Origin of the sequence: Gordonia aichiensis, from assembly GCF_039946255.1 — a bacterium.
Classification (GTDB): Bacteria; Actinomycetota; Actinomycetes; order Mycobacteriales; family Mycobacteriaceae; genus Gordonia; species Gordonia aichiensis_A.
Map to the genome: position 1 here is coordinate 156,678 of NZ_JBCDWL010000008.1, position 21,810 is coordinate 178,487.

Consider the following 21,810-nt stretch of genomic DNA (forward strand, 5'->3'; position numbering starts at 1 on the left):
AGTAACCCGCGAACGGAGTGAGCGAGTGTATCGAGATCCGAGGGTGTCTCGATACTCCGCTTCGGCAGGCCTGGGGGCGTCTTAGGCTGATCGAGTAGCCCGCGAACGGAGTTTGCGAGTGTATCGAGATCTGGGGGCGTCTCGATACGCCGCCTCGCTGCGCTCGGTGGCTACTCGACAAGCCTGGGCCGACGAGCGTATCGAGATCTGGGCCCGGGGACGGTCAGTGCTGATCGAGCGTGCGCAGGAAGTCGGGGTCGTCGTCGGGTCCGCGCGGGGCGGGGGGCCGGGTTCCGGCGTGGTGCTGCTGCTCGGCTTCGAGTCGGGTCTGCACCAGCCGCCAGGAGAGGTATGCGGCGGCGACCACGATGAGGATCACGAACAGGTACGGCATGCCGGCCTCCTCCAGATACGCGTTGCGGACAGATCCACCTCCCAGGGTACCGACTATCCGAGACAGCGAAGACCGGGCCTCGTCGGGAGCGGTTCGGTCACCCATCCGGGGTGGCCGAACGATCACTCCCACCGAGGCCCGGTCCGGGCTGGTGGCGATCGGTCCGGTTCAGGAGCGGTTGAGAAGCTCCACGACGTCGGCCTCGCGGAACCGGCGGTGGCCGCCCGGGGTGCGGATCGACTTCAGCACACCCGACGAGGCCCAGCGGGCGACGGTCTTCGGATTGACATTGAACATCGCAGCGACCTGGCCGGGGGTCAGGTTGTGCTGAGTGGCCAGCGCCGGGGTGATGATCCCGGTCTCGGCAGCGGAGTTGTCGGCGATGGCGGTCATGAGATCTCCTCGTCCTTCTGGTTGTCGGTCGGCCAGCGGGTGGCACAGGCAGTTTCGCCGGTGACAACAGAGATACACCCGTTTGTGGTGGTTGCTCGAACAGTCAGGGGTTGGTAAAGAGTCCGTAATGTCGGTTGAGCCGAGAATCGCACAGTTGCCGCACTGGTCCGAAGACCTGGGTTGAACCGGGTATTCGCAGGTCCGGGTGGTCGGCCAGTATCCTGGCGAGCATGACAGAGGAACGACCCGCAGACGGCCACCCTGACCAGCAGGCCCAGGCGACGACGGCGACGCTGATCGGCGCCGTGCTGCTCTACTCGCTCGCGCGGCTCGCGCTGGTGGTGGTGCTCGCCGCCGCGATCGTCTTCGGCGCCAAGGCGGTGGGCGTCGAAGTGCCCCTGCTGGTGGCCGCGGTCTTCGGCGTCTTGATCGCCCTGCCGCTGGGCTTGGTGCTGTTCAAGTCGCTGCGCCTGCGGGTGAACGACCAGATCGCACAGGTGGATGCGCGACGGTCGCAGCAGCGAGACGACCTGCAGGCCCGGCTCCGAGGCGAGGACTGACGGTGCCGACCCGCGTGGTGGAACGCGTCACCGACTGTGAGTGGAGCAGCCGCGCCGTCCGCCTGATCGAGGCGGACGCGCGCCGCAGCGCCGACACGCACCTGCTGAAGGTGGACCTGCCCGACTGGGCGGCCCGCGGGGACGGCATCGACCTCTATCTGAAAGACGAGTCGACGCATCCGACCGGCTCCTTGAAGCACCGATTGGCGCGCTCACTGTTCCTCTACGCCCTCTGCAACGGGTGGATCCGGGAGCAGACGACGGTGATTGAGGCGTCCTCGGGATCGACGGCGGTGTCGGAGGCGTACTTCGCCAAGCTCATCGGGGTGCCGTTCATCGCGGTGATGGTGACCGGAACATCGCCTGCCAAGACCCGCCTGATCGAGGCGCAGGGCGGCATCTGCCACTTCGTCGACTCGCCGTCGGAGATCTACACCGTCGCGCAGCGGCTCGAAGCCGAACTCGGCGGGCACTTCATCGACCAGTTCACGATGGCCGAACGCGCCACCGACTGGCGCGGCAACAACAACATCGCCGAATCGGTGTTCGCGCAGCTCGCCGAGGAGCGCCATCCGGTCCCGGAGTGGATCGTCGTCGGCGCGGGAACCGGCGGCACGTCGGCGACCTTCGGCCGCTACATCCGGTACCGCCGACACGACACCAGGCTGTGCGTGGTGGACGTCGAGAACTCGGTCTTCCTGCCCGCGTACGAATCCGGTGACGGCACGCTCACCTCGGACACCGCCTCGCGGATCGAGGGCATCGGCCGACCCCGCGTGGAGCCCTCGTTCGTCTCGCAGGTGATCGACGCGATGGTGCCCGTGCCCGACGCGGCGTCGGTGGCCGCCATGCGTTTCCTGTCGGACCGGCTCGGCAGGCGGGTCGGCGGTTCGACGGGCACCAACTTCTGGGGCGTGTGCACGCTGATCGGCGAGATGGTCGAAAAGGGACGTTCCGGCAGTATCGTCTCGCTGCTGTGCGACAGTGGTGACCGATACGATCACACGTACTTCAACGACGAGTGGGTCGACGAACAGAAGCTCGACCTGGGCCCGCCGACCGCGGCACTGGAGGAGTTCTTCGCCACCGGCGTCTGGGTCTGACCGGCGGTGCGCGTTGAGGGAGCGCGCACGCTGGAGGTAGGCAGATGGCAGTCGTCGAGGCGACGGAGCTGGTACGCGAGTATCGGATGGGCACCGAGACGGTGCGGGCGCTGGACGGGGCGTCGCTGACCCTGGAGGGCGGGCAGTTCGTCTCGGTGGTCGGACCGTCGGGCGCAGGCAAGTCGACGCTGCTGCACATCATCGGAGCACTCGACGTCCCGACCTCGGGCACCATCGAAGTCGACGGCACCGACCTCACCGCGCTGAACGACGACGCCGCCTCCGAGTTCCGCCGCCGGCGCGTGGGTTTCATCTTCCAATTCTTCAACCTCGTCCCGACGCTGACCGCCTGGGAGAACGTGGCGCTGCCGCGGCTGCTCGACGCGCAGTCGCTGCGCCGGGCGCGCCCCCGCGCAGTGGAACTGCTCGAGCGCGTCGGCCTGGGCGGGCGGGTGGAGCACCGACCGTCGGAGCTGTCGGGCGGACAGATGCAGCGGGTGGCCATCGCGCGGTCGCTGATGATGGACCCGAAGATCCTGCTCGCCGACGAACCGACCGGCAATCTCGACTCCCGCACCGGCGCCGACGTGCTCGCCCTGCTGTCGGAGGTGGCGCACGACGAACCCGACCGACTGGTGCTGATGGTGACCCACGACGCCAACGCGGCCGCGGTCTGCGACCGGATCGTCACCGTGCGCGACGGTCGGATCGACGGGTCGCACTGAGATGGGCGCGGTGCTCGCGGGACTGACTCGCGTGCGGATCTTCAACCTGCGAGAGCTCGTCGGCCATCGCCTGCGGGTCGTCACCTCCCTGGCGGTGGTGCTGGTCTCGTCGGCCCTGCTGGTGGCGGTCCTGGGAACCTACGGCTCGATGTCGGAGTCGGTGCGCGCGTTCAGCGCGGCGCTGTCGGGGGATGCGACGGTCGAGGTCGCCGCCATCACCGACAGCGGCGTCGACGACGACCTCGCGGGCGAGCTGCGACGCGAGGTGCCCGGCGCCGCCGCGGTGGTGCCGATGGTGCGCAGCACCGTCATGATCGACGGGCATCCGGCGGTCCTGCTCGGTTCGGATCTGAACGTGACCGCGTTGTCGAGCACACTGCGCGCCGCGCTCGACGACGGCGGCGCGGTGGACCCGGCACAGTTCGCCGACGGCATCGTGGTGGGCGCGGCGACCGGACTGCACGCACGGCAACGACTGCTGCTGTCGGGCGTCGAGGTCACGGTGGTGCGGGTCGTCGACGACACCGCCACACAGGTCCTGAACGGCGGCCGGTTCGTCTTCGCCTACCTCGGACTCGCGCAACGGCTGGCGGGTCTCGACGGGGCCGTCGACTCGTTCCTGCTGGTCCCGAAGCCCGGGGTGGCCTCACCGGAACTGCGCGCACAGACCGCGCAGGTGGTCGGCGGTCGGGGGAGCGTCGTGGACCCGGCGTTCCGCGTGAAACAGGTCGAGGTCGCGAACTCGGTGACCCACGACTCCACCCTGCTGGTGTCGATGGTCTCGCTGATCATCGCGGCCTTCCTGGTCTTCAACACGATGAACATGGCAGTCGCCTCGCGCCGCCAGTCGCTGGCGATGCTCCGTGCGCTGGGCGCCCGGCGTCGGCACCTGGTGGGCGACCTCCTCGCCGAGTCGGCGATCCTGGGGCTGCTCGGCGGGGTGCTCGGCGTGCCGCTCGGCGTGCTCGCCGGCCGGTGGATCATCGGGCGGCTGCCCGATGCCTCCGAGGCGGTCGGCGTGATGGTCGCCTACCACCTGCCCTGGTACGCGCCGGTCGTGGCGATCGTCGCGTGCGTCGTCGCCTGCGTCGGCGCCACCATGCTCGCCGCGCGGTCGGTGTTCGCCGTCTCGCCGGTCGAGGCGATGGTGCCGGGCGAGGCCGCCGATGCGCGTCCGCCTGCGACCCGGCTGCTGGTGTCGAGCGGGGTGGCCGGGACGGTGCTGATCGTCGCCGCCTGGGTGGGCGCGGAGGTGATCGAGGGCCGCTGGGCGATCCTGGCGGGCGCGGTGTACTCGGCGGGCGGGCTGCTGCTGTGCTTCGCGCTCATGGCCGCCCTGGTGCGCGCGGTGGTCGCGGTGTCGAACCGGTGGCGCGGGCCCGGGCAGCTGGCCGCGATCAACAGCGGACGCGCGCCGCGGCGGGTGTGGGCGACGGTGATGACGGTCGCGGTCGCCATCGCGGTCGGTGTCGGCATCTCCGGGTCGCTCAACAACCTGATCGGCTCCATCTCCAACTCCCTCGAGGGACTGTCGGATCCGGACTTCTACGTCTCCTCCCGCGGGGCGGACTCGATGCCGCTGGGGCCGAGGCTCGACCCGGCGATCGCTCCGCTGGTCGCCGCGGTGCCCGGGGTCGAGTCGGTGGTGGGCGGGCAGTGGGCCTCGGTCAACATCGGCGACGCCCGCGTCATGCTGCAGGGCCTGGAGCCGGGATCGTCGGCCCCCTTCATCCGCAAGTCGTCGGACGAGGCGGTCCGCGAGACGCTCACGGGCGACGGGATCCTGCTGTCGAAGGTGTTGGCACGAACGATGGGGGTGCGGACCGGCGACACCGTGCGGCTCGCCACGCCGACCGGCTATCGCGAGCTGGTCGTCCGCGACACCGTCGACTACATCGCCATCGACTCCGGGGTGGCGGCGGTTTCGAATCGGCTGCTTCACGAGTGGTTCCGGCGCGACGGCGACACCTACCTGCAGGTGATGACGGTCCCGGGCGCCGATCAGGTGCAGGTGCGCGAGCGGCTGACGGCGATCGCCGCCGCGCATCCCGGACTGGGGGATCGTCCGGTGCAGGTCTACACCGGGCAGGAGGCGCTCGATGCGACCAAGCACAGCGCCGAGCAGGCCGGTGCGTTCACCGTGGCGATCCAGTGGATCGTCGCCGGCGCAGCCGCGATCGCCCTGCTCAACACGCTGCTGCTGTCGGTGCTGGAGCGCCGCCGCGAACTGGGGGTGCTGCGTGCGATGGGCGCCTCGCGCAGATTCGTCGCCCGCATGGTGCTCAGCGAGGCCGCGTCGATCGCGCTGGTCGGCGCGGTGATCGGGCTGCTGCTCGGCAGCGGACTGCATCTGCTCGCCGATCGGATCCTCACCCAGACGACCTCGATCGACATCACGTACGCACCCCAGTGGTCGGCCTTCGGTTACGTGATCGTGCCGGTGGTCCTGTGCCTGGTGGGTGCGGTGGTGCCCGCCGTGCGGGCGTCGCGGATGAACATCGCCGAGTCGCTGGTCCAGTCGTGACGGTCGACGGAGCCCGCGACGTCAATAAATCTTGACACGTACGTGGTGTCAAGATAAATTGACATCATGCACAGTGGTGAACCGATGAATCATGACGACCCGATGGTGCGGGCCGCGGCCAGCGATGACCCGGCCGTCGGATTGGCTCTGGTTCGGGCGCTGCGAACCCTCGCCGACCGGCTCGAAGACGTCCACGTGACCTCGGCGAGGTCGAGCGGATGGAGCTGGCAGGCGATCGCCGACATTCTGCAGGTCAGCCGCCAGGCTGTGCATCAGAAGCATTCCCATCAAGAGGCCGCGGAGGCGGCCGGAAGGGACGGCCACGATGTTTGACCGTTTCAACACAGACACACGCGCAGTGCTGAGCTTTGCGGCGCAGGAGGCGAGCGATCTGGGCAGCCGAGAGATCGGCACCGACCACCTCGTGCTCGGCATGCTGGGCAACGCGCGCAGCCCGCTGTACGCGGTGCTCGCGGCGCAGGGGCTGAACCTGTCCGATGCACGCGCGGTGGTGCGGCAGGGGCAGTCGGCCGACGCCGCGACCCGGACCCGCGATCGCTACGAGGAAGACCGGGAAGCCTTGCGCAGCATCGGGATCGACCTGGACAAGGTGCGCGAGGCCGTCGGTGACCGGTTCGGCGAGGACCTGTCCGACGGCTGGGGGCACCGACCCGAGCGCGGACGTGGACGAGGGCGCGGCGGCGACCGCGGCTGCCGGCCGGCGGGGCACGGCCGGCATCCGGGCGGACGCCCGGGGCCGGGGACGGCGTTCCAGATGGGGCCGGGCGAGGTCTGGTTCGGCCCTGCCGACGCCGGCCGGGGTCGTCGCGGACCGCGCGGTCGCGGTCGCGGCGGCAGGCTGTCGGAGCAGGCTCGCGACGCGATCCGGAGTGCCGTGGAGACGGCGCGTCGCGGCGGCGAGCACGACATCAGCGTCGAGCGACTCCTGCTCGCGATTCTCGACACCGCGGATCCGGCGGCGACCGCCGTCATCGAGTCGACGACGACCGTCGACGCACTCCGCGCGGCCGTGCTGGCGACGATGCCGGAGGCTCCCGCCTCCTGACCGGCGCGAACGCGACGGACGGTCGGACTCGCCCTATGTCAGGGCGAGTCCGACCGCCGTCGTCACCGACCACACGAGCATCGCGATGCCGGTTGCGGCCAGCACCGGGATCAGATCGCGGCCCTGCGCGCCACCGCGGATCACCCGCACGGGTTTGACCAGCGGGATCACCACCAGCAGCCCGAGCGCAGCGGCGGGTGCGAAGAAGGTCAGCGCGATGCTGACGATCACCGGCACCGCGCACAGCGCGACGTAGAAGTCCCGGGTCCGGGCGTCGCCGAGGCGGACCGCGAGGGTGATCTTGCCCGACTCGGTGTCGGTCGGGATGTCGCGGAGGTTGTTGGCGACGAGCACTCCGCTCGACAGACTGCCGATCGCGACCGCGCAGCCGAAGCCGACCCAGTCGACCGCGCCGGCGGCGACGAACTGCGTGCCGAGCACCGCGACCAGCCCGAAGAACACGAAGACGGCTATCTCGCCGAAGCCGAGATAGCCGTAGGGGCGGGCGCCGCCGGTGTAGAACCATGCGCCCGCGATGCAGATCGCACCGATGAGTACCAGCCACCATGCCGTCGACAGCGCCAGGACCAGGCCGCACACGGCGCCGACACCGAGGGCGGCGAACGCCGCGCCCTTCACCGATCGCGGGCTCGCCGCGCCCGAACCCACCAGCCGAAGCGGGCCCACCCGGTCGTCATCGGTGCCGCGGATGCCGTCGGAGTAGTCGTTGGCGAAGTTGACGCCCACGATCAGCGCCAGGGCGACGACGAGCGCGAGCGCCGCCTTCCACCAGACGACCTCGCCGAGGTGTATCGCTGCGCCGGTCCCGACGATCACCGGAGCGATCGCATTCGGCAGAGTGCGCGGGCGGGCGCCTTCGATCCATTGACTCACGGTTGCCACTCGGACATCTTCGCATCCGGCCGTCCCCAGGTCGGGTGCCGGTCGATCGTCGGACGCCGATTCTGGGACTTTCGACTGTCAGATTCGACATGTATTTGTGGAGGTGTCGGAACATGTCGGCGCCCGTGAGTGCGCCGACATCTTGCTGCGTCGGGGGAGATCTGATCGTGAAACGTGCCATTGCCACCTCGGCCGCCGCGTGCGGACTGTGTGTCGGCCTGCTGCTGCCGATGAGTCCGGCGTCGGCTGCCGCGCCGGTCTTCGACGCCTCCGTCGCGATCCCCGGCACCTCCTTCACCGGCCACGTCGACGTGCTCGGCAAGTGGGTGGACGGTCCGCTCGACGACGCGTTCGTCGTGGTGGTGCCCGGAACCGACGACGACCGCTCGCCTCGGATCGACGGGATCGTCGGCGACCGGGAGTCCGCGATCGTCACCTACCCGGAATCCTTCTGGCCGATCATCTCCGGCAAGTCGGGCAAGCTGCTGCCGTTGTTCGCCCCGACCTACGACGCCTCGCGCGAGGTGGGGCGGGCGAACAGTCTCGCGGTGATGGAAGCACTGAGCGGCGTCGACCGCACCGTCGTCTACACCGGATTCTCCCAGGGCTCCGACGCGCTCGGGAACGCCGCCGAGCAGGCCGCTCGCGAGGGCTGGCTCGGCGCGGGCGACACGATCCTGCTCGTGTCCGACCCCCGCGGTCCGTGGGGAGTGAAGTCACAGCTCGACCGGGTCCCGCTCGCCGACCGGCTGCTCGGACTGATCGGCGTGACCGGCGACGGCGCGCGGAATCCCGCAGACACCGGAGACGCCGAGGTGGTGCACGTGATCGTGCAGGGCGATCCGGCGGCGCACCTGCAGTGGGTCTGGTACCGGCCGATCGCGTCGGCGGTGGTGAACGCGGCGGGCTTCATCGCCATCCACTCCGATACCGGGCCGTACACCTATGCGCACCTGGAGAACCTCGATCACGTCAAGACGCTCAAGAGCGTCGACGGCAACAGCACCTACGAGATCTACGACACCTACCATCCGCTCGCTCTGCTGAACGCGATGATCCACCGGGCGCTCGGGCTCTCGGTGTCGACGCGGCAGCTGGAGCGCTGGGACCGGATGGCCGAGGCCTTCTATCCGACCCAGGAGATCACCGCGGACAATGCCGACCCCCGGATCGGCGTCGTCGAGGCGCCCCTCTCGTCGCAGCCGGAGACCGGCGGTCGGCATCGCCTGCTCGGTGACGACGGCGAGTGGGCCGAACCGATCCCGCTCGAGGGTGCGGCCTCCTCTCCGGGGCCGCGCCATGCCGCCCCGGAGACAGAGCCCGGCGTGTCCGAGGCGCCGTCGACCGTCGAAACATCGGCGCCCGTGCCGACCGAGACCGGACCGACTGCCTCGGCGCCTCCGGCGTCCGGCGTGCCGGAGTCGGGAACACTGGAGTCGGGAACACTGGAATCGGGAGCACCGGAGTCGGGAACACCGGAATCGGACGCGCCGAGTCGGGGCGGCGAGGCCCCGGCGACGGAGCCCGCGCTGCAGGGGCCCACACTGCACGAGCCCACGCAGCAGGGGCCGTCGGGGGCCGAGCCCGAGACGTCAGCCGGCACGGCTGTCGACGGGCCGGTCCCGGCCGCCGCCTGAGGAGATCAGGAGAACGACGCGCGCAGCGCTCGTCGGTCCACCTTGCCCGGGCCACGGGTGGGCAGCGCATCGACGACGAAGACCCGGCGGGGTGCCGCGTAGCGGTCCAGGCGCCGCGTGACGAGCTCGGCGATCTCGGCCGCGGTCGGTGCCGCAGAACCGGGTGCAGGGACCAGGGCGGCCACCACCTGCTCGCCCAACCGAGCATCGGGCAGGCCGAAGACCGCGCAATCGGCGACTGCCGGCAGGGTCGCGATCACGGCCTCGACCACCTGTGGCACCACGGTCAACGCGCCGCTGGAGATCGCCTCGTCGGCCCGGCCCACCACGCGCAGCACGCCGTCTTCGACGACGCCGAGGTCGTCGGTGCGGAACCACCCGGGCTCGACGAACGCCGGATGATCGGGAAGGTGGCGGTAACCGCGAGCCAGCGTCGGCCCGCCCAGGTGCACCCGGCCCACCCCGTCTGAGCCCGCGTCGTCGATCCGCACGGCGACCCCCGGCAGGGGGAGGCCGTCGTACACGCAACCGCCCGCCGTCTCACTCATGCCGTACGTTCGGACGATCGGCAGACCGGCCTCGAGGGCCCTCGCCAGCAGCGCCGGGCCGGTGGCGGCACCGCCCACCAGAATGGCGTCCAGCTCGGCGAGCGCGGCGACGGCGGCGGGATGGTCGAGTGCCTTGCGGAGCTGGGTCGGCACCAGCGAGGTGTAGCGTCGGTCGCCGGTCATCGCGGCGATGTGCGCGGGCAGCGCATCGGGGTCGAAGCCGGCCGACATGTCGATCACCACCGGATCGTGGCCGGCGGCCAGCGATCGCAGCATCACCTGCAGCCCGGCGATGTGGTGCGGTGGCAGGGCGAGCAGCCAACTGCCCGGACCGCCGAGCACCGCCGCGGTCGCGTCCGCTGACGCACGCAGGGAGTCGGGCGTGTGCATCGCGCCCTTCGGCGTTCCGGTGGTGCCCGAGGTCGAGACCACCAGGACCGTGTCGTCGTCGATCGGCTCGCCGACCGCGAGGGCGGCCGACAGCCGCCGCGACTGCTCCGACTCCGCGGCGGGCAGCGGCAGATAGGCGGCGTCGCCGTCGAGCATCGACAGCAGGGCACGACGCGAATCCATCACCGTGGGATCGGCCGGCAGGGACAGCGGCTGCAGGAGTCTCAGGGCCGGTCCTCCGGATTCTCGTTTTCCGGATCTTCGTCTTCGGGACCGGTGGCGATCCGGTCATTCGGCTCGGAAGCCGCGGGCGCGTCGGACCGGAGCGGTTGGTCGTCGAAGGGCCAGTCCGCCTTCTCCAGCTTGTGCCGGACCCGATCGATGTCCTCCTGTCGGGGCAGTTCCTGGGTCACCTTCGAGATCTCCACGCCGACGTCGATCCGGCTGATGGGCGCTCGCGATGCCGGATCGGCCAGTTCGAGCGCGACCTGACCGATCTCGTCTTCGGTGAGTTGTCGGCGCAGCAGGGCGAGCAAGGGTAGATAGTCGCCGCGAGGGACGCCCTCGGGGTATCCCTCGCGCAGCCAGCGGACTACGGCGTGCAAGAAGGCGGGACGGTCCACGATCGAACGATCAATCTGCGGCGGGCACGTGGTCGGTGAGCGGCCAACCCGCTGCGGCCAGCCGGGCTGCGACCTGCCGGGTCTCCTCCTCGGAGGGGGCCTGCGCGGTGACCGCCTGAATCGCCTCCTGGATGCGTTCGGGCGTCGCCGGGGTCTCGGCGCCGTGCTCCAGCGCCAGGCTCAGGACCACGTCGGTGATCTCCGACTCCGACAGCACCGGGGTCAGCAGTGCCAGCAGCGGCGGGTAGTCGGCGGCCGGAATCCCCTCGGGGTATCCGGCACGAATCCACTTGATGACATTGTCGAACAGCGAAGGAGCCATGAGGAGTCTGTGCCTTTCAGACCGGTCGCTCGGTCGTTACTTCTTGTAGGCGAAGTCGGGGAAGATCTTGATGTCGAGGTAGTAGTTCAGGGTCTGTCGAGTCACCCACAGGATGCCGACGACGATCACCAGCAAGGTCAGCGCGAAGATCACGTAGCCGAGGATCCGCAGGCCCTGATTCGCGGGTTTGCCGAGCTCGCCGTGACCGGCGGCTTCCAGTCGCATGCCGACCGCGAACAGTGCGGGCAGTCCGGCGCCGAGGATCAGGCCGAGCGCGAGAACCCGGGTGATGGAGGAGACGATGTCCATGAGGTCTGGTGCCTTTCTCGGGCGGATCAGGCTTGCGGGGTGGTGTCGCCGACGGCGGGCACGGGGGAGTTGGTCGCCCCGTCCCATTCGGCGTTGACGTTGCTGGCGTCGACCTTCTGCTGCTGGGCGCGGTAGTACATGTAGCCCGACAGCGCGACCAGGATCAGGAAGATGACGATGGCGCCGGCGGCTCCGCCGATCAGGTGGGCCAGCCAGAAGCACAGGGCGCCGACCAGCGCGGCCGCCGGAAGCGTGGTGACCCAGGCGACGGCCATGCGGCCTGCGACGCCCCAGCGCACCTCGGCGCCCTTCTTGCCGAGGCCCGTGCCCAGGATCGAACCGGTTGCGACGTGGGTCGTCGACAGGGCCATACCGGCCACCGACGAGGTGAGGATGATCGCGGCCGACGAGGCCTCCGCGGCCATGCCCTGCGGGGCCTTGATCTCGACCAGGCCCTTGCCGAGGGTGCGGATGATGCGCCAACCGCCGAGCCAGGTGCCCAGGGCGATGGCGGCGGCACACGAGAGCACGACCCAGAACGGGAGACCGTGTGCGACGCTGCCCGCGTCGAGGTGACCGGTCGCGATCAGCGCCAGGGCGATCACACCCATCGTCTTCTGGGCGTCACCGGTGCCGTGAGCGAGGGAGACCAGCGATGCCGAGGCGATCTGGCCGCGCCGGAAGCCCTTCTCCTTGTTCCGCTCGGAGATGCCGTTGGTGATCGCGTAGATGAGCAGGGTGCCGACCGCGGCGACGACGCAGGCGATGACCGGGGCGAACAGCGCCGGGACGATGATCTTCGCGAGGATGCCGTGCCAGTTGATTCCCGTGGTGCCGATCGCGGCCAGCCCGGAGCCGATGAGGCCGCCGAACAGGGCGTGCGAGGAACTCGACGGCAGGCCGAACAGCCAGGTGAACAGGTTCCACAGAATGGCGCCGATCAGGCCGGCGAAGATGATGATCAGGGCTTTGTTGGCGTCGAGCCCGGTGACCAGGTCGCCCTTGTCGGCGCCGCTGGTCTGCTGGATCTTCAGCACGTCCTTGGTGATCGTCGCTGCGACTTCGACGGAGAGGAAGGCGCCGACCAGGTTGAGGATCGCCGACAGTCCGACGGCGACCTTCGGCTTGAGTGCGCCGGTGGCGATCGACGTGGCCATCGCGTTGCCGGTGTCGTGGAATCCGTTGGTGAAGTCAAAGCCGAGGGCTGTGACGATCAACAGCACGAGGATCAGCATCTCTGCGGTCATGCCACTACTATGACGGCCGCAGGCTACTCCGAGTCAACTCGATGTGACATAGTCTTCAGCCCCGTGACCAGGGGATTTACCCCCATATCGGACGGGTTAACGGAAAGTTCACCTGTGATTGGGCGGCACGCCACCGAGTGGTGCCGGAAGTTTGCGCACGGGAGGTGTCTGCAAGGTGGCGGACAGGTGAACGAGGTCGCGGGGGCCGGTCCGCCGCTCCTTGCGCAGACGGTGTCGGTGGCGTGTGCCAGAATCGGCCCATGACGCCGATGACGCTGGGCATGCCGATCAACTATGCGGGCGATTTCCGCGAGACCATCGATAATCTCCGCGACTTCGAGTCGGTAGGCGTGGGCCGGGTGACCGTCCCGGAGGCGTACTCGTTCGACGCCGTCAGCCAACTCGGCTACATCGCTGCGCGCACCGAGAAGATGGAATTGCAGACCGGCATCCTGCCGATGTACTCGCGTACCCCGACCAACCTGGCGATGACCGCGGCCGGACTCGACTACATCAGCGGCGGTCGCGCCGTCCTGGGCATCGGCGCCTCCGGCCCGCAGGTCATCGAGGGCTTCCACGGCGTCAAATACGACTACCCGCTCGGTCGGGCTCGGGAGAACGCGGAGATCTGCCGAAAGGTGTGGCGCCGCGAGCGGGTCGAGTACCAGGGCAAGCACTACGAGCTGCCGCTCACCAAGGAGAACGGCGGCAGCGGCCTGGGCAAGGCGCTCAAGATCATCAACCACCCCGTCCGTGAGCGCATCCCGATGCTGCTGGCGGCCATCGGCCCCAAGAACGTCGAACTGGCCGCCGAGATGTTCGAGGAACTGCAGCCCTTCCTCTACCATCCCGACCACGTCGATGCGGCCTTCGGCGAACCGCTCGCCGCCGGTCGGGCCAAGCGCGATCCGTCGCTGCCCGAACTGCGGATCGTCGTTCAGGCCAGCGCTCTCATCACCGAGGACGCCGACCAGATCGCGGCCGCGCAGGCCACCGTCCGTCACCATTCGGCCCTCTACATCGGCGGCATGGGTGCGCGCGGCAAGAACTTCTACAATTCGCTCGTGCAGCGCTACGGCTACGTCGACGAGGCGAAGCTGATCCAGGACCTGTACCTGGACGGACGCAAGGACGAGGCGGCCGCCGCCGTCCCGCAGGACCTGATCGACGCCATCAGCTTGATCGGCCCGCGGTCGGCCGTCGCCGAGCAGATCGAGCGCTTCCGGACCAGCGGGGTCGGCGTACTGCTGGCCTCGCCCGCCGCGCACACGCACGAGCAGCGCGTCGCCGACATGGGCGTGCTGCGCGAACTGATCGGCTGATCAGAGCTTTCGGGCGACTGGCGATCGCGGCGGGGGCGCGAGGGGTCCGGGCAGCGAAATCGGCGGGTCGGGTGCGGATCTGCGCCGGAGTCTGTCGAAAGATCGATGCGAAACGCCCCCGGAGTTGACCCGGGGGCGTTTCGCGTCGTTGAGACCGCGGTCGGCTGAGAGCGCGGTCGGTCGGCAGCGGGCCGCGGTCGGTCTAGTACGCGGTCGGTCTAGTAGTAGTAGGGGTACGCGTCCCAGTTCGGGTCGCGCTTCTCCAGGAAGGCGTCCCGGCCTTCGACCGCCTCGTCGGTCATGTACGCGAGCCGGGTCGCCTCGCCCGCGAAGACCTGCTGGCCCATCAGTCCGTCGTCGGTCAGGTTGAACGCGAACTTCAGCATCCGCTGGGCGGTCGGCGACTTCGAGTTGATCGCCCGCGCCCACTCGATCGCCGTGGTCTCCAACTGGGCGTGGTCGACGACGCGGTTCACCGCCCCCATCCGATGCATCGTCTCCGCGTCGTACGCCTCGCCGAGGAAGAAGATCTCGCGCGCGAACTTCTGGCCCACCTGCTTGGCCAGGTAGGCGCTGCCGTACCCGGCGTCGAAGCTGCCCACGTCGGCGTCGGTCTGCTTGAACCGCGCATGCTCGCGGGAGGCGAGTGTCAGGTCGGCCACCACATGCAGTGAGTGTCCGCCGCCGGCAGCCCATCCGTTGACAACCGCGATGACGACCTTCGGCATCGTGCGGATCAGCCGTTGCACCTCCAGGATGTGCAGTCGGCCGCCCTCGGCCTTCACCCGTGCCTCGTCGACTCCCTCGACCGTCGCGGCTGCTTCGTCAGCGTCGTGGCTCGTCGCGTACTGGTACCCGCTGCGGCCGCGAATGCGCTGGTCACCGCCGCTGCAGAAGGCCCAACCGCCATCCTTGGTCGACGGGCCGTTGCCGGTGAGGAGGACCGTGCCGACATCGGGGGAGCGGCGCGCATGATCGAGCGTCCGATACAACTCGTCGACCGTGTGCGGACGGAACGCGTTCCGAACCTCCGGTCGGTCGAAGGCGATGCGCACGATGCCGTTGGCGCGACCCTCCCCGGCGTGGCGGTGATAGGTGATGTCCGTCAGGGATTCGAATCCGGCGACGGGGCGCCACTGGGTCGGGTCGAAAGGCGAGGTGGTTTCGGTCGTCATGTGCTCTGAGCGTAGTCGGGGCCCTTTCTCTGCTCGTCAGATGCGCTCGTCCCCACCGGTGGTCGTGCCCTTCTTCTGCCTGCCGACGTTCGTTATCGATCAGACCCTTGCTCTAGTCGAATGTGATGTGTATCATAGAACATATGATCGATTGGGTGGCCCTCAGGGGTTGCTTCTCGTTCTTTGAGAATTTGATAGCGCGTCGCGTGCATGGCGACACCGACTACGCCCACGGCACTGCTGAGGGCGCAAGGGTGGGTACGCGGCGGCAAATGTCAGACCGCCGCCGGCTCTGGGAGCTTCCTCGGGTTGGGTGGTCGCTCCTTTTTAGGTTGGTCGAGTAGTCCGAGGCGCTAGCCGAGGACGTATCGAGACCCCGGGGTGAGGCTCCCTCCAGTGGCGGGCGGCGGTCTGACATCCGGGTGATGGACCACGCGCAGCGCATCTGCATTTCCAACTGCTTTGTCGTTCAACCGTATTTTGCCTCGCAGGACGGCGGTCGGTGACCGACACAGTCTTCTGTGGGGGAGTTCAAGACCGGAATCACGTCCGCCGCCAACGGTTTTCGGTGATCCTGAAACTGTTGGTGACCGGGTCGTGGAGAGGGGGGAGTCATGACCATGACGATGACCAGGACCGTGGTTGATGCTGTCACCGACGTCGCTGACCAGCTCAGCGACGCACTCGATCCGCCGGATTCGGCGGGTTCACCGGGCGCCTCGGGTGGGGAGCTGGCCCGGGTGTTCGCCGCACCGTCGCCGACCGGCGCCGACGATCGGCTCATCCTGGCGGTGTTGGTGGAGGTGACCCGGCTGCTCAACCTGTGCACCACCACCCTCGCCGACGCTACGCAGGCGGCCGAGCGGGCCGGGATCCCGGCCCGCAAACGCGTCAAACGCGCGAGCGATCTGCTGCGCGAACTCGGGCACCCACCAGTCGTCGCCTACCGACTCGCCCGGGTCGGCGCGGCCGCAGCGGGGTTGCCGGACCTGTCCCGGCAGGCTCGTACCGGTGGTGTCTCGCTTGAGCATGGTGATGCGGTCGGGCGTGGGGTCGCGTTCGTGAGCAAGCGGGTCCCGCTCGATGACCAGTCCCGGCAGGATCTGGCGCGCAGGCTCATCGTGCAGGTGACGCCGGCCGACGTCGATACCCGTGCCCGCGAGTTGGCCCTTGAATGGGCGCCCGCTCCCGATCCCGCCGATCCGGAGTCGGAGGTGGTGCCGGTGGCCGAGCGGCCCGACCTGAACGAGATGACCCTGACCACCGGCGCCGATGGCCGCACCACCGCCACCCTCGACCTGGACGCCCTGTCTGGGGAGGAGTTGCACCAGGCACTCGATCCGCTGTGTCGGCCGGTGCCGCTGCCGGATGGGTCGCGTGATCCGCGAACGGTCGGGCAGCGGCGAGCTGAGGCGTTCGGGCAGATCGTGCGCGGCTACCTGACCGGACGCGACCGCCCGACCGCCTCGGGCGGGGTGTTGCCGCATGTGACGCTGATCGTCCCCACCCACACTCAGACTGCCCGCACCGAGACGGGCGGACAGCCGACTGCGGTGTCCAGTGCTGTCGGTGGCTTCTCTCGGGTTCACCGGGCCGGTCTCGCCCATGACGGTGGGGTTGGTGGTGTGTGAGGCCGCGATGCGGCGGGTCGTCCTCGACGCGGAGTCGGCGCCGTTGGATGTGGGCCGCGAGCACCGTCTGGTGACGGTGGCTTTGCGTAAGGCCCTCGAGGCGCGTGATCGCGGGTGTGCGTTCCCCGGCTGCGGGCGCCCGGTGTCGTGGACCGACGCGCATCACTGCGTGCCCTGGTCGCAGGGTGGTGAGACGGCGGTCGACAACTGTGTGCCCCTGTGCCGGATGCACCACACCGTCGTCCATCACACCGGCTGGGAGGTGTTCATCGGCCACGACCGGCATCCCTGGTTCCAGCCACCGGCCGACCCGGCGCGTCCGGTGGGTTCGCGGGAACCGATCCGCTCCAACGCACGCCGCACGATGACCACCGCACCCACCGCCGCCGCATGAGCGACGGATGCGGTGGTCGCCGACCCCTCCCGCAGTCGACGCGTCAGGCGTGTGCGGCTGGCGGTCCGCCGCAACTGCCGCTCCGGCGGCTCGTGAGTGACGCTCAAATGTCTCCACCTTGCTCCATACTTGTCTTCTATTCATTGAGGTCAGGTGTTAGGTTTGGAAAATGAGTGCCACTCTGATTCCGGGTGGCGATGGCAGTGGAGAGTCGTAGGAGGACTGAATGGATCAGCCCGTCGTGGTGTCTGAGCGGGGCGGGGTGGGGCACCTGGTGCTCAACCGGCCGAAGGCGATCAACGCGCTCAACGACGAGATGGTGGACCTGATGGCGGCGGCGCTGCGGCGCTGGCGCGACGACGACGCGATCGTCGCCGTCGTCCTGTCGGGAGCGGGCGAGAGGGGACTGTGCGCGGGTGGCGACATCGTCTCCATCCATCGCGACGCCACCGAACTCCTCGCGGCCGGCGCCGACGATGCGCAGGCCGCAGCCTGCCCCTCCGCGGTCTTCTGGCGCGAGGAGTACCAGCTCAACTCCGAGATCGCCAAGTACCCCAAGCCGTACGTCGCGATCATGGACGGCATCGTGATGGGCGGCGGGGTCGGAGTGTCCGCTCACGCCAACACGCGGGTCGTCACCGATCGCACCCGCCTGGCCATGCCCGAGACGGGCATCGGGTTCATCCCCGACGTCGGCGGCACCCACCTGCTGGCGCAGATCCCCGACAACCTCGGCGTCTACCTCGGCCTCACCGCGGGTTCCATCAACGGCGCCGACGCAGTCGCCCTCGGCTTCGCCGACCACTACGTTCCGGCAGCCGACCTCGACGCATTCGTGGAGGCCATCGCCGACACGTCGCTCGACGACGCCTTGGCGAAGTTCGCGCAGACTCCGCCGGCCTCGGCGCTGTTCGCCCAGCGCGATTGGATCGCCGCGGCCTTCGACGCCGACAGCGTTGCCGAGATCATCACGCGCTGCGAAGCCGTCGCAGAGCGACGAGGTGAGGACGCCGCGGTCGCCGAGACCGCAGCCAAGGCGGTTGCCGCGATGCGCGCCAAGAGTCCCACCACCCTGTCGGTGACCCTGCGTGCCCTGCGCAATCCGCTCCCGACCTTGGACGAGGCTCTGCACCGCGAGTACCGCCTGGCACTGCGCTGCGTGCGCAACCACGACATGGTCGAAGGCATCCGCGCGCAGGTCATCGACAAGGACCGCAACCCGGCCTGGCAGCCGGCACACCTTAATGAGGTGACGGTCGACGCCGTCGACGCCTTCTTCGCGCCGCTGCCCGCGGACCTCGAACTGACCATCGACGGCTGAGCGCGCGAAGCCGTCCACACCATCGAAAGACTGAGCACATGAGCGATTACCAGACCATCCTGACCGAAACCGACGGCCGCGTCGCCGTCATCACCCTGAATCGGCCCAAGGCCCTCAACGCCCTCAATACCGAGCTCATGGGCGAGGTCGTCGAGGCCGTTCGCGGTTTCGATGCCGACCCCGGCATCGGCGCCATCGTCATCACCGGCTCGGAGAAGGCCTTCGCCGCAGGCGCCGACATCAAGGAGATGCAGGGTAAAGACCTCAGCGACGTGGTCGCCGAACAGCTTTTCGTCGCCTGGGACGAACTGACTCGTGCGCGGACCCCGATCATCGCCGCGGTGTCCGGCTACGCGCTCGGCGGCGGCTGCGAACTGGCGATGCTGTGCGACATCATCATCGCCGGCGACAACGCCCGCTTCGGGCAGCCCGAGATCAACCTCGGCGTGATCCCCGGCATCGGCGGCTCACAGCGGCTCACCCGAGCAGTCGGGAAGGCCAAGGCCATGGACCTGATCCTCACCGGACGTCAGATGAAGGCCGACGAAGCCGACCGCCTCGGCCTGGTCTCCCGCGTCGTCCCCGCCGACCAGGTCCTGACCGTGGCGCGCGAGGTCGCGACCACCATCGCGAGCAAGTCGTTCATCGCCGCCTCGTACGGCAAGGAGGCCGTCAACCGCGCCTACGAGTCCGGCCTCACCGAGGGTGTGCGCGCTGAGCGGAGCCTGTTCTACTCGCTGTTCGGCACCGCCGACCAGAGTGAGGGCATGGCCGCCTTCGTCGAGAAGCGCGACCCGGAGTTCACCCATCGCTGAGTCGGTGACTCCGCCCGGCGGTAGAAGCGAGCGGACCCGCGGCGCCGTGCGCGCCGCGGCCGCCGCCTGCTTCGCCGAATCGGGATTCCAGGCCACGACCACTGCCGAGATCGCCCGCCGCGCGGGAGTCTCGGAGGGCACCGTCTTCGTCCATTACGCCAGCAAGCTCGGTCTGCTGACTGCGGTGACCCGCGAGTTCTACGACGGGCTGCAACGCGAGGGGGAAGCCGTCGTCCTTGACGCGGAGACGCCGGCGACACTGCGGCTGCGTCGTCTCGTCAACGACTGGTGCGCGGTGATGGCCCACCAGTGGGACCTGGTGCAGGTGTACATCCACACAGCACAGGCCTTCCCCGGAACCGAGCTGGCCGAGGTCGTCATCGACTCCAACCGTCGGTACACCAGGCTGTACACGAGCGTGATCGACGAGATGAAGGCTGACGGCGACATCGTCGCGGACCTGCCGACGCCGCTGGTGCGCGACATGATCTTCGGCACCCTGGAGCACAGTGCCCGCGGGCAGCGCTACGCGGGTCGCCCGGTGCACACCGCCGACGTCGGCCGACAGATCGTCGACCTGGTGATCGGCGCCTGGATTCCGCCGGTCGATCGACTCGTCCAGGAACGACTCACCGGGATCGAGACCAAGATCGACGTGCTGTTGGCGCGGAGCGACCCCGCAGAGTGAGCCGCCTGCAGGGTGCGACATAACAGCAGATACGGTGAAGCGATGAAGGGCGCACCCGACCAGGAGTGGAACGTTCCGGCACGTGAGGGTTCGCCCCACGAAGGCGGATTCCGCGCAGACCTCGCAGTGACCACCGAACGCGGCGGTCCGCGCTACGGGGAGATGATCGAGCAGGTCCGCTCGTTCATGGACAAGGTCCGGTACGCCGCACCGACCGCGGACCTGGCCGACGAGGTGATCGACGACCTGGTCCGGCTCAACGCGAAGCTCGACACGATGCTCGTCGATGAATGGACGTCCCCGTCGGGGACTCGGGTCGACCTGCCGGCGCGAGGCAACATCACCCTGCCGCCGTACGAGGTCCGCCGTGGCGGTCCCGACGGCGTCGACGCGGTGGTCACCTTCCGCAAGTTCCACCTCGGCGGCAACGGCGTCGCACACGGCGGTCACGTCGCGGTGGCCTTCGACGACCTCGGCGGCATGGCGGCCGCCCTCAAACTCGGCGGCGTCGCCCGCACCGGTTACCTCACCGTGCATTACCGGTCGCTGACTCCGCTCGACGAACCCCTCGTCATGCGGACCTGGGTCGAGAAGCACGAGGGTCGCAAGCTGTTCGTGCGCGGCACCCTGTGCGCGGGAGAGCGTCTGTGCGCGGAGGTCGACGCGCTGTTCATCGCGCTCAAACCAGGGCAGGCCTGACCGGCGTCAGTCCTTCGGCCCGCCGAGGACCCGGTGGAGGAACTCGATCGTCAACGCCGTGGCCTTGCGGCTCTCCGGCGTCGACGTGTCGAGAACCGGAAAGGCGTGCAGGCCGCGTCGCCACCGGTGCACCTCGACGGGGGCGCCGGCCGACCGCAACCGGGCCGCGAAATCGAGCATCGCGGGTTCGATCACCTCGTTCTCGACCGTGGTGAGGAAAGTCGGTGGGAAGATCTCGGGGGCGCACCGATCGAATGATCGGGCACCGCGCAGCGGGAGCGGCCCGCGGTCCCAGAGCTGCTGCGCCCGTCGCACCGTGTGGGCGGGCATGAACGCATCCTTCCTGGTCCACGGCCCGTCGTCGAAGGTGGCGTCGAGATCGAGCAGCGGCGAATAGCCGACCAGGGCGGCCGGCCCGACGATGCCGTCGGCGGCGGCCAGCTCACAGATCTTCGCCGCCAGGAAGCCACCCGCGGAGTCTCCGGCGACGACGATCGAGACCTCGTCGCCGACGAGCTCGCGCAGCGCGCAGAAGCTGTTGTAGGCGTCGTCGACGGCCGTGCCCACCCCGGCCTCCGGCAGCTGTCGGTAGCGGACCGAGTAGACGGGAGCGCCCGAACCCACCGCCAGGGTGCGGCACAGGTGTCGGTGGGTCTCGGGACTGCAGAACAGGAAGCCCCCGCCGTGCAGGTACAGCACGACCGTCGCGGTCAGCGCGCGGTCGGTCGGTGCGGTCGGGGTGACGGTCTCCGCGGGCACCCCGCCGAGCATCGTCGGAACCACGTCGACACCGGCCGGAAGCGGCAGGCGACCGAAACCGTTCTCCAGCATTCCGAGGGAGCGGATGCCCCGATCGCTCAGCGGCCACGCCCGATACAGATGGCGAAGGGTGGAGCGCGCACCCCAGTACAGCAGCGCGGTGCGCTGACTCGACACCGGATGCACGGTCGTTCCGCCCGGCGCGGCCGGAGCGGATTCGGGGTCGGTCAGGGGTGTCGGCATCGGGCGTTCTCGTTCCATC

The 21,810-nt window shown here is 69.2% G+C and carries 24 protein-coding genes; 14 read left to right on the plus strand and 10 right to left on the minus strand.

Going from position 1 to position 21,810, the window contains the following annotated elements; translation table 11 throughout:
- Positions 1 to 223 precede the first annotated feature (223 nt).
- Positions 224 to 394, minus strand: a complete 171-nt coding sequence (locus AAFO60_RS11820; protein WP_347956393.1) for a hypothetical protein — start codon at positions 392 to 394, stop codon at positions 224 to 226.
- Between the two features lie 168 nt (positions 395 to 562).
- Complete coding sequence (locus tag AAFO60_RS11825) at positions 563 to 787, minus strand: BldC family transcriptional regulator (RefSeq protein ID WP_347956394.1); 225 nt, start codon at positions 785 to 787, stop codon at positions 563 to 565.
- 230 nt (positions 788 to 1,017) lie between these two features.
- Here AAFO60_RS11825 and AAFO60_RS11830 point away from each other — a divergent pair, with 230 nt between their 5' ends.
- The 6 genes from AAFO60_RS11830 to AAFO60_RS11855 all read left to right on the plus strand — a co-directional run bounded on the left by AAFO60_RS11830 (position 1,018) and on the right by AAFO60_RS11855 (position 6,765).
- Positions 1,018 to 1,347, plus strand: coding sequence for a DUF4229 domain-containing protein (locus AAFO60_RS11830; protein ID WP_347956395.1), 330 nt, complete (start codon positions 1,018 to 1,020; stop codon positions 1,345 to 1,347).
- 2 nt (positions 1,348 to 1,349) lie between these two features.
- Complete coding sequence (locus AAFO60_RS11835) at positions 1,350 to 2,450, plus strand: PLP-dependent cysteine synthase family protein (RefSeq protein ID WP_347956396.1); 1,101 nt, start codon at positions 1,350 to 1,352, stop codon at positions 2,448 to 2,450.
- Positions 2,451 to 2,494: 44 nt separating this feature from the next.
- The gene (locus tag AAFO60_RS11840; RefSeq protein ID WP_347956397.1) at positions 2,495 to 3,175 is read left to right on the plus strand and encodes an ABC transporter ATP-binding protein; all 681 of its coding nucleotides are present in this window, start codon (positions 2,495 to 2,497) and stop codon (positions 3,173 to 3,175) included.
- 1 nt (position 3,176) lies between these two features.
- Positions 3,177 to 5,699 carry an FtsX-like permease family protein gene (locus AAFO60_RS11845; protein WP_347956398.1) on the plus strand — a complete coding sequence of 841 codons (2,523 nt, stop codon included), beginning with the start codon at positions 3,177 to 3,179 and terminating at the stop codon, positions 5,697 to 5,699.
- Between the two features lie 66 nt (positions 5,700 to 5,765).
- A complete protein-coding gene (locus AAFO60_RS11850; protein ID WP_424310282.1) occupies positions 5,766 to 6,032 on the plus strand; it encodes a helix-turn-helix domain-containing protein in 267 nt (88 codons plus the stop codon).
- Positions 6,025 to 6,765 carry a Clp protease N-terminal domain-containing protein gene (locus AAFO60_RS11855; RefSeq protein WP_347956400.1) on the plus strand — a complete coding sequence of 247 codons (741 nt, stop codon included), beginning with the start codon at positions 6,025 to 6,027 and terminating at the stop codon, positions 6,763 to 6,765. The genes AAFO60_RS11850 and AAFO60_RS11855 overlap by 8 nt, the downstream gene beginning before the upstream one ends.
- Positions 6,766 to 6,798: 33 nt before the next feature.
- Here the strand turns inward: AAFO60_RS11855 and AAFO60_RS11860 are convergent, their stop codons facing one another.
- Positions 6,799 to 7,668, minus strand: a complete 870-nt coding sequence (locus AAFO60_RS11860; protein ID WP_347956401.1) for a 1,4-dihydroxy-2-naphthoate polyprenyltransferase — start codon at positions 7,666 to 7,668, stop codon at positions 6,799 to 6,801.
- A 167-nt stretch (positions 7,669 to 7,835) separates the two neighbouring features.
- Here AAFO60_RS11860 and AAFO60_RS11865 point away from each other — a divergent pair, with 167 nt between their 5' ends.
- Positions 7,836 to 9,305 (plus strand): PE-PPE domain-containing protein, encoded by a 1,470-nt coding sequence (locus tag AAFO60_RS11865; RefSeq protein ID WP_347956402.1) that lies wholly within the window; start codon positions 7,836 to 7,838, stop codon positions 9,303 to 9,305.
- A gap of 5 nt (positions 9,306 to 9,310) precedes the next feature.
- Here the strand turns inward: AAFO60_RS11865 and menE are convergent, their stop codons facing one another.
- Genes menE through AAFO60_RS11890 form a run of 5 tightly spaced genes read right to left on the minus strand, consistent with a single transcriptional unit; the run spans position 9,311 to position 12,744 of the window.
- On the minus strand, positions 9,311 to 10,471 hold the full coding sequence (menE, locus tag AAFO60_RS11870) for an o-succinylbenzoate--CoA ligase (protein ID WP_424307456.1): 1,161 nt from the start codon (positions 10,469 to 10,471) through the stop codon (positions 9,311 to 9,313).
- A complete protein-coding gene (locus AAFO60_RS11875) occupies positions 10,468 to 10,866 on the minus strand; it encodes a DUF3349 domain-containing protein (RefSeq protein ID WP_347956404.1) in 399 nt (132 codons plus the stop codon). The genes menE and AAFO60_RS11875 overlap by 4 nt, the downstream gene beginning before the upstream one ends.
- Positions 10,867 to 10,876: 10 nt before the next feature.
- Positions 10,877 to 11,188, minus strand: coding sequence for a DUF3349 domain-containing protein (locus AAFO60_RS11880; protein WP_347956405.1), 312 nt, complete (start codon positions 11,186 to 11,188; stop codon positions 10,877 to 10,879).
- 36 nt (positions 11,189 to 11,224) lie between these two features.
- Positions 11,225 to 11,497: a hypothetical protein gene (locus AAFO60_RS11885; RefSeq protein WP_347956406.1), complete on the minus strand. Its 273-nt coding sequence runs from the start codon at positions 11,495 to 11,497 to the stop codon at positions 11,225 to 11,227.
- Between the two features lie 26 nt (positions 11,498 to 11,523).
- Positions 11,524 to 12,744, minus strand: coding sequence for an inorganic phosphate transporter (locus AAFO60_RS11890; RefSeq protein WP_347956407.1), 1,221 nt, complete (start codon positions 12,742 to 12,744; stop codon positions 11,524 to 11,526).
- A 269-nt stretch (positions 12,745 to 13,013) separates the two neighbouring features.
- On the opposite strand from AAFO60_RS11890, the gene AAFO60_RS11895 reads away from it, so the two are divergent.
- Positions 13,014 to 14,066: an LLM class F420-dependent oxidoreductase gene (locus AAFO60_RS11895; RefSeq protein WP_424307455.1), complete on the plus strand. Its 1,053-nt coding sequence runs from the start codon at positions 13,014 to 13,016 to the stop codon at positions 14,064 to 14,066.
- Positions 14,067 to 14,284: 218 nt separating this feature from the next.
- Here AAFO60_RS11895 and AAFO60_RS11900 read toward each other — a convergent pair whose 3' ends face one another.
- Positions 14,285 to 15,241: a 1,4-dihydroxy-2-naphthoyl-CoA synthase gene (locus AAFO60_RS11900; RefSeq protein ID WP_347956409.1), complete on the minus strand. Its 957-nt coding sequence runs from the start codon at positions 15,239 to 15,241 to the stop codon at positions 14,285 to 14,287.
- Between the two features lie 614 nt (positions 15,242 to 15,855).
- Between AAFO60_RS11900 and AAFO60_RS11905 the strand changes: the two genes are divergently transcribed.
- From AAFO60_RS11905 to AAFO60_RS11930, 6 genes are all read left to right on the plus strand, one after another.
- Entirely contained in the window at positions 15,856 to 16,872 is a 1,017-nt protein-coding gene (locus AAFO60_RS11905; protein WP_347956410.1) for a DUF222 domain-containing protein, read from the plus strand.
- Entirely contained in the window at positions 16,847 to 17,266 is a 420-nt protein-coding gene (locus AAFO60_RS11910; protein ID WP_347956411.1) for an HNH endonuclease signature motif containing protein, read from the plus strand. The genes AAFO60_RS11905 and AAFO60_RS11910 overlap by 26 nt, the downstream gene beginning before the upstream one ends.
- A 226-nt stretch (positions 17,267 to 17,492) precedes the next feature.
- Entirely contained in the window at positions 17,493 to 18,587 is a 1,095-nt protein-coding gene (locus tag AAFO60_RS11915) for an enoyl-CoA hydratase/isomerase family protein (RefSeq protein ID WP_347956412.1), read from the plus strand.
- Positions 18,588 to 18,625: 38 nt separating this feature from the next.
- On the plus strand, positions 18,626 to 19,402 hold the full coding sequence (locus AAFO60_RS11920) for an enoyl-CoA hydratase (RefSeq protein WP_347956413.1): 777 nt from the start codon (positions 18,626 to 18,628) through the stop codon (positions 19,400 to 19,402).
- 4 nt (positions 19,403 to 19,406) lie between these two features.
- Positions 19,407 to 20,090 (plus strand): TetR/AcrR family transcriptional regulator, encoded by a 684-nt coding sequence (locus tag AAFO60_RS11925; protein WP_347956414.1) that lies wholly within the window; start codon positions 19,407 to 19,409, stop codon positions 20,088 to 20,090.
- Positions 20,091 to 20,132: 42 nt separating this feature from the next.
- Positions 20,133 to 20,789: a PaaI family thioesterase gene (locus AAFO60_RS11930; protein ID WP_347956415.1), complete on the plus strand. Its 657-nt coding sequence runs from the start codon at positions 20,133 to 20,135 to the stop codon at positions 20,787 to 20,789.
- A 6-nt stretch (positions 20,790 to 20,795) separates the two neighbouring features.
- Here the strand turns inward: AAFO60_RS11930 and AAFO60_RS11935 are convergent, their stop codons facing one another.
- The gene (locus AAFO60_RS11935) at positions 20,796 to 21,791 is read right to left on the minus strand and encodes an alpha/beta hydrolase (RefSeq protein WP_347956416.1); all 996 of its coding nucleotides are present in this window, start codon (positions 21,789 to 21,791) and stop codon (positions 20,796 to 20,798) included.
- Between the last annotated feature and the right edge of the window lie 19 nt (positions 21,792 to 21,810).

What these genes read in the sequence shown, in the direction of transcription:
- AAFO60_RS11820 (WP_347956393.1), bottom strand. Translation starts at nt 394, where the DNA reads ATGCCGTACCTGTTCGTGATCCTCATCGTGGTCGCCGCCGCATACCTC.
- AAFO60_RS11825 (WP_347956394.1), bottom strand. Translation starts at nt 787, where the DNA reads ATGACCGCCATCGCCGACAACTCCGCTGCCGAGACCGGGATCATCACC.
- AAFO60_RS11830 (WP_347956395.1), top strand. Translation starts at nt 1,018, where the DNA reads ATGACAGAGGAACGACCCGCAGACGGCCACCCTGACCAGCAGGCCCAG.
- AAFO60_RS11840 (WP_347956397.1), top strand. Translation starts at nt 2,495, where the DNA reads ATGGCAGTCGTCGAGGCGACGGAGCTGGTACGCGAGTATCGGATGGGC.
- AAFO60_RS11845 (WP_347956398.1), top strand. Translation starts at nt 3,177, where the DNA reads ATGGGCGCGGTGCTCGCGGGACTGACTCGCGTGCGGATCTTCAACCTG.
- AAFO60_RS11850 (WP_424310282.1), top strand. Translation starts at nt 5,766, where the DNA reads ATGCACAGTGGTGAACCGATGAATCATGACGACCCGATGGTGCGGGCC.
- AAFO60_RS11855 (WP_347956400.1), top strand. Translation starts at nt 6,025, where the DNA reads ATGTTTGACCGTTTCAACACAGACACACGCGCAGTGCTGAGCTTTGCG.
- AAFO60_RS11880 (WP_347956405.1), bottom strand. Translation starts at nt 11,188, where the DNA reads ATGGCTCCTTCGCTGTTCGACAATGTCATCAAGTGGATTCGTGCCGGA.
- AAFO60_RS11885 (WP_347956406.1), bottom strand. Translation starts at nt 11,497, where the DNA reads ATGGACATCGTCTCCTCCATCACCCGGGTTCTCGCGCTCGGCCTGATC.
- AAFO60_RS11890 (WP_347956407.1), bottom strand. Translation starts at nt 12,744, where the DNA reads ATGACCGCAGAGATGCTGATCCTCGTGCTGTTGATCGTCACAGCCCTC.
- AAFO60_RS11895 (WP_424307455.1), top strand. Translation starts at nt 13,014, where the DNA reads ATGACGCTGGGCATGCCGATCAACTATGCGGGCGATTTCCGCGAGACC.
- AAFO60_RS11900 (WP_347956409.1), bottom strand. Translation starts at nt 15,241, where the DNA reads ATGACGACCGAAACCACCTCGCCTTTCGACCCGACCCAGTGGCGCCCC.
- AAFO60_RS11905 (WP_347956410.1), top strand. Translation starts at nt 15,856, where the DNA reads ATGACCATGACGATGACCAGGACCGTGGTTGATGCTGTCACCGACGTC.
- AAFO60_RS11910 (WP_347956411.1), top strand. Translation starts at nt 16,847, where the DNA reads ATGACGGTGGGGTTGGTGGTGTGTGAGGCCGCGATGCGGCGGGTCGTC.
- AAFO60_RS11915 (WP_347956412.1), top strand. Translation starts at nt 17,493, where the DNA reads ATGGATCAGCCCGTCGTGGTGTCTGAGCGGGGCGGGGTGGGGCACCTG.
- AAFO60_RS11920 (WP_347956413.1), top strand. Translation starts at nt 18,626, where the DNA reads ATGAGCGATTACCAGACCATCCTGACCGAAACCGACGGCCGCGTCGCC.
- AAFO60_RS11930 (WP_347956415.1), top strand. Translation starts at nt 20,133, where the DNA reads ATGAAGGGCGCACCCGACCAGGAGTGGAACGTTCCGGCACGTGAGGGT.
- AAFO60_RS11935 (WP_347956416.1), bottom strand. Translation starts at nt 21,791, where the DNA reads ATGCCGACACCCCTGACCGACCCCGAATCCGCTCCGGCCGCGCCGGGC.